This is a genomic window from Actinomadura geliboluensis, from assembly GCF_005889745.1.
Classification (GTDB): Bacteria; Actinomycetota; Actinomycetes; order Streptosporangiales; family Streptosporangiaceae; genus Spirillospora; species Spirillospora geliboluensis.
In genome coordinates this window covers 18,691-27,030 of sequence record NZ_VCKZ01000067.1, presented here as the reverse complement: position 1 = coordinate 27,030, position 8,340 = coordinate 18,691, and the positions used below count along the sequence as shown (strand labels likewise).

The window sequence follows — 8,340 nt, the reverse complement described above, 5'->3', positions numbered from 1 at the left end:
GAAGCGCGGCGGGCGGGGGCGGCGGCCGCCCGGGGCCGGCTCAGCCGCCGCGGCGCTGGATCCAGGTGTGCAGGAGGAGCATCATCTCCAGCCGGATCTCCGGGTCCTCGATGTCGAAGCCGAACATCCCGTGGAGCTGAGCCAGCCGGTACCGGACGGTCTGCGGGTGCACGCACAGCACCTCGGCGGCGCCGGTGGCGTTGAAGCCGTGCTTCATGCACTCCAGCAGCGTCACGGCGAGGCGCAGCCCCTGCCGCGGGCCCGCCTCGTCCAGCGGGGCCAGCCGCCGGGACGCCACGATCGCGGCGAGCGACCCGCCCTCGCGCAGCAGCAGGCTCGGCAGGTGCTCCTCGGCCCGCACCAGCACCCCGCCGCGCCGGGCCCGCCCGCCGCGGGCGCCGGAACCGGCGGCCCCGGCCGGACGGTGGGGCGCGGCCGGGGCGAGGTCGAGCGCGCGCCGCGCCCACAGCAAGGACGTCCCCGCCTCCTCCACCGGGACCGACGGGCCGATCGCGCCGGTCCAGCCCGCGAGCGTCGCGGCCAGCTCATCGAGCCGGCCCGGCCCGTCCGGGTCGGGCATGATCAGGCAGGGCCGGCCGTGGTCGAGCCCGGTGAGCAGGGACGGCGGCAGCCCGGCCGGGCCCTCGCCGCCGCTGCCCGGCCGCGGCCGCAGCACGATCACCGCCAGCCGGCGCGGCAGCGGCCAGCCGGCCCGCGCCGACTGCTCGCGGGCGACCTCCGGCGGCGCCGGCGGGTCCGACAGCAACAGGGACAGCAGCCGGCCGCGGCGCTGCTCGCGCTCCCCGGCCGCCTTCTCCCGGGCCCGCGCGTAGCCGTGCGCGGCGGCGGACGCGAGCGCGTCCAGGTAGGCGAAGTTCGCCTCCGCGAGCAGGGTGATCAGCGTGCGGGGGCGGCCGAGCCGCTCGGCCTCGACCGCCAGGTGCCGCCAGGCGATCCGCGACCCGACGCGCATCGCGTTCTGCAGGTGCTCCAGGCTCCGCCCCTCGACGGCCTCCCCGTAGCCGACGTCGAAGAAGACCTGGTACACCTCCTTCCACGAGGTGTCCGGGTCGGCGATCATCTGCACGAAGTGCTCCATGGCCTGCGCGACCGCGGCCTCGGCGACCCGCCAGTAGGCCGCGTCGCCCGGCCGGTCGTACTCGGGGACGTGCCGCAGCACGCCCGCGACCATCACGCCGAGCAGCTCCGGCAGCCGGGGCCGCATCCAGCGCGCCTCCTCCGCCGGGACGTCGCGCCACGGCTCCTCCGTCAGGCCCGCCAGGACCGGTGATCCGGCGTGCGCGTCCTCGAATGCCGCGGTCACCTCGCCACCTCCCGCTCACCCGCCGCGAAAGCGTCGTTCTCCGGGCGGTCAGACCACCCGGTCGTCCCAACGTAGGCACCCGGCGTGGTCCGCGACACTCAGTCGCCCGCACCGTCCGCCACAGCATTTGTCAGCCCGTTGACAAGCGCCCGTGGAATCGCCGTGGAAGGGGTGCGGAGGACGGAAATCAAGTTCCGGTCAAAGCGCGCATGCCGCCCGGATCGGGGGGTAGCCGCCCCCACGTGTCCATTCACCGTTGAGGGAGCTGGAACATGGCTGATCCCGCCGACCGGGCGGACCGGAAACAGGAGCAGCTGGACCGCCGGCGGGTGAGTCCGGAGGGCGCCGCGCTCACCACCGACCAGGGGATCCGGGTCGACGACACCGACAACTCGCTTTCCGCGGGGGAGCGCGGGCCGTCGCTGATGGAGGACTTCCAGCTGCGCGAGAAGATCACCCATTTCGACCACGAGCGCATTCCCGAGCGGGTGGTGCACGCGCGCGGCGCCGGCGCGTACGGCCATTTCACGCTGCACGAGTCGCTCGCCGACTACACGACCGCCGAGTTCCTCACCGACACCTCGCTGACGACGCCGGTGTTCGTGCGGTTCTCCACCGTGGCCGGGTCGCGCGGCTCGGCCGACACCGTGCGCGACGTCCGCGGGTTCGCGACGAAGTTCTACACGCGGCAGGGGAACTTCGACCTCGTCGGCAACAACATGCCGGTGTTCTTCATCCAGGACGGCATCAAGTTCCCCGACTTCGTGCACGCGGTGAAGCCGGAGCCGCCGAACGAGATCCCGCAGGCGTCGTCCGCGCACGACACCCTCTGGGACTTCGTGCAGCTGCAGCCCGAGACGATGCACATGATGATGTGGCTGATGTCGGACCGGGCGCTCCCGCGCAGCTTCGCGATGATGCAGGGGTTCGGCGTCCACACGTTCCGGCTGGTGAACGAGCGGGGAGCCGGGACGTTCGTGAAGTTCCACTGGAAGCCGAAGCTCGGCACCCACTCGCTCGCCTGGGACGAGACGCAGAAGATCGCGGGCAAGGACCCCGACTTCAACCGGCGCGACCTGTGGGACCGGATCAACGACGGCGACTTCCCCGAGTACGAGTTCGGCGTCCAGCTGGTGCCGGAGGAGGACGAGCACCGGTTCGGGTTCGACCTGCTCGACGCGACCAAGATCATTCCGGAGGAGGAGGTGCCGGTGCGGCCGGTCGGCACGCTGGTGCTGGACCGCAACCCCGACAACTTCTTCGCCGAGACCGAGCAGGTCGCCTTCCACCTCGGCAACGTCGTGCCCGGCATCGACTTCACCAACGACCCGCTGCTTCAGGCGCGGCTGTTCTCCTACCTGGACACGCAGCTGATCCGGCTCGGCGGGCCGAACTTCCCGCAGATCCCGGTCAACCGGCCGGTCGCCGAGGTGCGCAACCACCACCGCGACGGCTACCACCAGATGGACCTCCACCAGGGGCAGGCGAGCTACCACAAGAACTCGCTGTCGGGCGGGTGCCCGGCGGTCGGCGGCGCGGGCTCGTTCAGCCACTACCAGGAGCGGGTGGACGGCCGCAAGATCCGCAAGCGGAGCGAGAGCTTCGCCGACCACTACTCCCAGGCGACGCTGTTCTGGAACAGCATGGCCGACTGGGAGAAGGAGCACATCGTCGGGGCGTTCCGCTTCGAGCTCGGCAAGTGCGACCACAAGCACATCCGGGAGGGCGTCGTCGCGCACCTCAACCACGTCGACCACGACCTCGCCGTCCAGGTCGCCAAGGGCGTCGGCGTGGCGCCGCCGGAGGCGCCGGCGACGGCCAACCACGGCCGCAGCTCGCCCGCGCTCAGCCAGGCGAACTCGCCGGCGGAGTCCGTCCAGGGCCGCAAGGTCGCGATCCTGGCGGCGGACGGCGTCGACTCGGCCGCCGTCACCGCGGTCGGGGACGCGCTCACCGAGGCGGGCGCGGTCTGCGACGTCCTCGCCGCCGAGGACGGCTTCGTCCAGGCGGCCAACGGCGGCCAGGTCGAGGTCACCCGGGCCATGCCGACGGTCGCGTCCGTCCTCTACGACGCGGTGTTCGTGCCGGGCGGCGAGGAGAGCGTGCGGACCCTGGCGCAGGACGGCGACGCCGTGCACTTCGTCGCCGAGGCGTTCGTGCACTGCAAGGCCGTCGGCGCCCTCGACGCGGGCATCGGGCTGCTGGAGCGCGCCGGGATCACCGGGGTGCGGTTCGCCGACGGCGACGTCGTCAGCGACGCCGGCGTCGTCACGGGCGAGGGCGCGTCGGCCGAGTTCCCGCGCAGGCTGGTCGAGGCGGTCGCGGCGCACCGGCACTGGACGCGGGCCAAGGCGCACGTGCCCGCCTGACCCGCCGCACGGACCGGGCCCGGCCCGGGGGACTCCTGCCGCCCCCGGGCCGGGCCTTCCGCATGGCCGCATTCCGCCAATTATTTGTGGGCTATCTCACAGGGCGTCCGGTATCCGTGCCGATTTGAACGATGTTTTGAAAATGTATCTTGTTCGACCGGCCCGGTAAAACGCTTCGGCGGGCGCGGTGAAACGCGCCGCTATCGCTCCGCATTGCGGCCGGGTGACGTGCGCGGTCGGCCCGGCCGGCCGCCGGCGCGCGCCCTGCAAGCGGACGCTGACATGCGGTTTCCGGCCCGGGAGGGCCGTGTACGGCGCCCCCGCGGGGCCGCCGGGTTGCCGGACTGGGCAGCCCGCGGCGGCCCGGACTGCCCAGGGGTGCAGTTCAGCCGTGCGCATTTCTGTAGCAAGATGACGGCCGTCCGGTCGGCATATCCGCCCCTTCCCGAGAACGGCGTCAGGCGGCGTTTTCGGCAGGCGGAGCCGAAGGCCCAGGGGCGGGTAATTGGAGGGGAGCCCATGACCGCGTCCGTTATCGAGCGATTCCGTGAGCTGGTCGTCGACGAGTCGGATCCCTTCTACTTCGACCATCCGCTCGACCACGTGCCGGGCATGCTGCTGTTCAGCGGCCTGCTGGAGCTGGCGGCCCGCGCCGACGGGCTCCGGGCGCGCGGGCGGCCGCCGGGACGCGTCGTCGCCGGCCTGGACTTCACCCGCTTCTGCGAGCTGGACCGCGGCACGACGCTGGCGTGCCGCCCCGTCCCCGGCCGCAACCGCGCCTGGACGGTCGCCGCGCGGCAGGCCGGCCGGGAGGTGTGCGGCGGCTCCATCGCGTTCACGGACGCGAACCCGGCGGCGCCGGGCACCGGGCCCGCCCCGGCGCCGGCCCGGCGGGCGGACGCCGGGCTCGTGCACCGGCAGCGCGCCGAGAACGTCCTGGTCGGCGAACCGGTGCGGCGCGGGCGGGCCGTGGTCGAGTCGGCGGTGCTCCAGCCGGCGGGCGCGCCCGCCGCGCCGCGCGGCCCCGTGGAGATCGTCGAGGCGGGCCGGCAGTTCGCCACGATGCTGGAGCACGAGGAGCACGGCCGTCCCATGGACGCGACGCTGCTGTGGGTGGCGCTGCGGGCGGACGTCCCGTACCGGGTCGGCCGCGACGTCCCGCTCGTCCTGCGCTGGCTCACCGCGCGGCCCGCCGGCCGCCGGTCGCGCTGCGCGGCGACGCTGGCGGACGCCGCGACCGGCGCCGTCCTGGGGTCGCTCACCTACGAGGCGTACGCGGTCGACCCGGAGCAGTACGCGCGGACCCGGGCCCGGTGAACGGCACCGTGAGGTTCGTGACGCTCGCGCCGCGCCTGCTTTTCGCGGCGGGCGCCGCCATCCTCGCCTGCGGCATCGCGCTGCACGCGGGCCGGGGCGGCGCGGTCGGGCAGGTCGCGGCGGGGCTGCTGGCCGGCTACCTCGGCTGGCTGCTCCTGGAGGCGCCGGTGACCTTCCGCCGCTCCGCCGCCCCGCCCGCAGACTCCCGCACACTGCTCCCGTACGCGCTGGCCCGCGTCCTGCTGGTCGCCGGCGCGGCGCTGCGGCCCGCGCCCTGGGACCGCTGGACGCCGTGGCTGCTCCTGCCCTGCGCGGTGTTCGCGGCCGGGGTGGCGCTGCGGCGGGCCGCGATCCGCGCGCTCGGCCGGTTCTACTCCCACCACGTGGCGCGGCAGGCCGGCCACCGGGTCGTCACGGGCGGGCCGTACCGGACCGTCCGGCACCCGGCGTACGCGGGGATGCTGCTCGCCAACCTCGGCGTCACGGCCTTCTTCCCCGGCCCGGTGACCGTTCCGGCGCTCGTCCTGCTCGCCGCGGCCGTGGCCGGGCGGATCCGGGCCGAGGAACGGGCGCTCCGCGATGTCCCGGACTACGCGCGGTACGCCGCCGCGACGCCCCGCCTGCTGCCGGGAGTGTGGTGACGATGGGCGAGATCGGGCTCAAGTTCGCGCGGCTGGAGGCGCTGCGCGCGGCGGGACTGCCCGTCCCGGACTTCTTCTGCCTGCCCGCGGGGGAGTTCGACCGGGCGCTCGGCGCCCTGGACCTCCCGCCGGCCTCGGCCGCGCCCGCCGCCGGCTGGTGCGCCTCGGCGGCGTCGGCGCTGGCCGAGGCCGTCCCGGACGGCGACCTCGCCGCCGCCCTGCTGGAGGCGTTCGACGAGCGGATCGGCGCCGGCGGCACGGCGGCCGTCCGCGCCTGCGTCGTGCCGGGGAGCGGCGGCGGGGGAGAGGACTCCGAGAGCGACCCGTACGCCGGGATGAGCGACAGCTTCCTGTACGTCCCCCGGGACGGGCTGCTGGAGGCGGTCGCGCGCTGCTGGGCGTCGGCGTTCAAGCCCGAGGCGGTCCAGTACCGGACGCTCCGGGGCGTCGACCCCGCGAGCGCCAGGGTCGCCGTGGGCGTCCAGCGCATGGCGCGCGGCGACCGCTCGTTCGTCGCGTTCACCCGCGACCCCCGGGACGGGGCGCGGCTCCACGTCATCGCCGCCGCGCACGGGATCGGCGAGGGCGTCGTCCAGGAGAAGGCCGACGTCGACCACTTCTTCGTCGATCCGGTGACGGACGAGGTCCGTACCGAGGTTGTGGCCAAGCGGCGCATGGTGGGCCCGCCGCCGGACGGCGAGACGGGCCCGAGAGTGGGCGAAGTGCCTGCGGCGCTCAAGGACGCCCCCGTGCTGACCGACGAGGAGGCCCGCCGGGTGGCCGGACTCGCCGCCCGCGTGGAAGCGCACTTCGGCCGCCCGCAGGACATCGAGGGCACGTTCACCCCGGACGGCGCCGTCCACCTCGTCCAGGCGCGGCCGCTCGCCGCCAACCCCGAGGACACCGGCCCCCGCGTCCACTGGGGCGACCACAACATCACCGAGAGCTTCCCGGGCGTGTCGGGCGCGCTCACCTACTCCCAGGCGCGCATGTTCTACGAGCTGGCCTTCACCGACCTGTACCGGCGCATGGGCGTGCCCGCGCGGCGGCTCCGCGCCGACGCGCACCGGCTGCCGCGCATGGTCGGGCACCTCGGCGGGCGCGTCTACTACCGGCTGGACGACTGGCAGGAGCTGCACGGCCGGCTGCCGGTGTTCGACCTGGTCCGCGCCGGCTGGGAGGAGGGCATGGGCATCACCGGCGAGGCCCGCGCCGAGCGCCGCCGGTCGCTGGTCCGCGTCGCCGCCGCGCTGCCGGGGCTCGCCGTCCGCGCGGCCGGGCACCGCCGCGCGACCGCGCGGTTCCTGCGCTGGTGGGACGGCGTCATGGCGGACGTCCACGACCCGGCCGCCCGGCCGCTCGCCGAGCGGTCCCCGGAGGAGCTGATCGCCCTCTACCGGCGGGTGTGGGCGGAGGCGTCCGCCCGCTGGGGCGTCACCCTCGCCAACGGCGTCTACGGACTGCTCGTCCTGCGCGCGACGACCGCGCTGCTGCGCCGCTGGGCGGACGCCGGGCCCGAACTGCTGCCCGGCCTGCTGTGCGGCGGCCGCGAGAACCGCTCGCTCGCCGCCGCCCGCGCCGCCATCGCCCTCGCCGAACGCGCCGCGGAGATCCCCGGCCTGAAGGCGGCGCTGCTCGCCGCCGACCCCGCCGACGCGCGGGCCATGCGCGCCGTCTGGGACGACGTCGCCGCCGGCCGGCACGGCTCGCCCGTGGCCGCCGCCGCCCGCGCCTACCTGCGCCGCTACGGCGACCGCGCGGTGCACGACCTCAAGCTCGACGCGCCCACGCCCCGGCAGCGGCCCTGGATGCTCGCCGCGACGCTCGCGCCGCTCGTCCGGCGGGGCGCGACCGTCGAGGGCAGCCGCGCCGACGAGGCGCGCGCGGCGGCCGAGGCCCGGCGGCGGCTGCGGGCGGCCTGCCGCGACCCGGCGCGCCGCGCCGTCCTCGGCGCCCTGCTCGCCCTGCTGCGGTCGCTGGTCCGGACCCGGGAGGACACCAGGTTCTGCCGGACGCAGCTGTTCGGGCTGTCCCGCGCGATCCTGTGGCGGCTCGGCGCCGACCTCGCCGAGGCCGGGGCGCTCGACGACCCCGTGGACGTCCTCGACCTCACCGCTGCGGAGGTCCTCGGCGCGTTCGACGGCACCCTGCCCGGCGCCGGCCCGGACGTCCTGCGCGGCCTCGCGGCGGTGCGGCGCGCCGAACGCGGCCGGCACCGCGACGCGCCGCCCCCGCCCCCGCTGCTGTCGGTCCCGGCGGCGGCGCCCGTGGCGGCGGCCCTCGCCCGCGCCCGCCCGGTCGGGAAGGCCGAGAGCCGGGACGGCGACGTGCTGCGCGGGCTCGGCTCCGGCGGCGGGACCGTCCGCGGCCGCGCCAAGGTCGTCCTCGACCCCGGCGTCCCGCCCGCGGGCTGCGCCGGCCGGATCCTCATCGCCCGGGAGACCGACCCGGGCTGGCTTCCCCTCATGATCGCCGCGTCCGGCCTGGTCGTCGAGCGCGGCACCCTGCTCTCGCACACCGCCGTCACGGGACGGCTGCTCGGCGTGCCCGCCGCGGTCGCGGTCGGCGGCGCCGTCGCCCGCATCCCGGACGGCGCCTGGATCGAGCTGGACGGGCGCGCCGGCACGGTCCGGGTCCTGGACGGGCGCGCCCGCCGATGACGGGCCGCGCCGGAGGCCCCCGGCGCGGC

The 8,340-nt window shown here is 75.9% G+C and carries 5 protein-coding genes; 4 read left to right on the top strand and 1 reads right to left on the bottom strand.

Annotated elements, in window-relative coordinates:
* Positions 1-40 precede the first annotated feature (40 nt).
* A complete protein-coding gene (locus tag ETD96_RS12360; protein WP_240807554.1) occupies positions 41-1,324 on the bottom strand; it encodes a PucR family transcriptional regulator in 1,284 nt (427 codons plus the stop codon).
* 272 nt (positions 1,325-1,596) lie between these two features.
* Between ETD96_RS12360 and ETD96_RS12355 the strand changes: the two genes are divergently transcribed.
* The 4 genes from ETD96_RS12355 (at position 1,597) to ETD96_RS12340 (ending at position 8,311) form a co-directional block, all read left to right on the top strand.
* The gene (locus ETD96_RS12355) at positions 1,597-3,693 is read left to right on the top strand and encodes a catalase (RefSeq protein ID WP_138636458.1); all 2,097 of its coding nucleotides are present in this window, start codon (positions 1,597-1,599) and stop codon (positions 3,691-3,693) included.
* Positions 3,694-4,212: 519 nt separating this feature from the next.
* Positions 4,213-5,010 (top strand): AfsA-related hotdog domain-containing protein, encoded by a 798-nt coding sequence (locus ETD96_RS12350; protein ID WP_171068994.1) that lies wholly within the window; start codon positions 4,213-4,215, stop codon positions 5,008-5,010.
* Positions 5,011-5,027: 17 nt separating this feature from the next.
* Positions 5,028-5,651 (top strand): methyltransferase family protein, encoded by a 624-nt coding sequence (locus ETD96_RS12345; RefSeq protein ID WP_171068993.1) that lies wholly within the window; start codon positions 5,028-5,030, stop codon positions 5,649-5,651.
* 2 nt (positions 5,652-5,653) lie between these two features.
* Positions 5,654-8,311, top strand: a complete 2,658-nt coding sequence (locus tag ETD96_RS12340; protein ID WP_138636455.1) for a PEP/pyruvate-binding domain-containing protein — start codon at positions 5,654-5,656, stop codon at positions 8,309-8,311.
* Positions 8,312-8,340: the final 29 nt, after the last annotated feature.

What these genes read in the sequence shown, in the direction of transcription:
- ETD96_RS12355 (WP_138636458.1), top strand. Translation starts at nt 1,597, where the DNA reads ATGGCTGATCCCGCCGACCGGGCGGACCGGAAACAGGAGCAGCTGGAC.
- ETD96_RS12350 (WP_171068994.1), top strand. Translation starts at nt 4,213, where the DNA reads ATGACCGCGTCCGTTATCGAGCGATTCCGTGAGCTGGTCGTCGACGAG.
- ETD96_RS12340 (WP_138636455.1), top strand. Translation starts at nt 5,654, where the DNA reads ATGGGCGAGATCGGGCTCAAGTTCGCGCGGCTGGAGGCGCTGCGCGCG.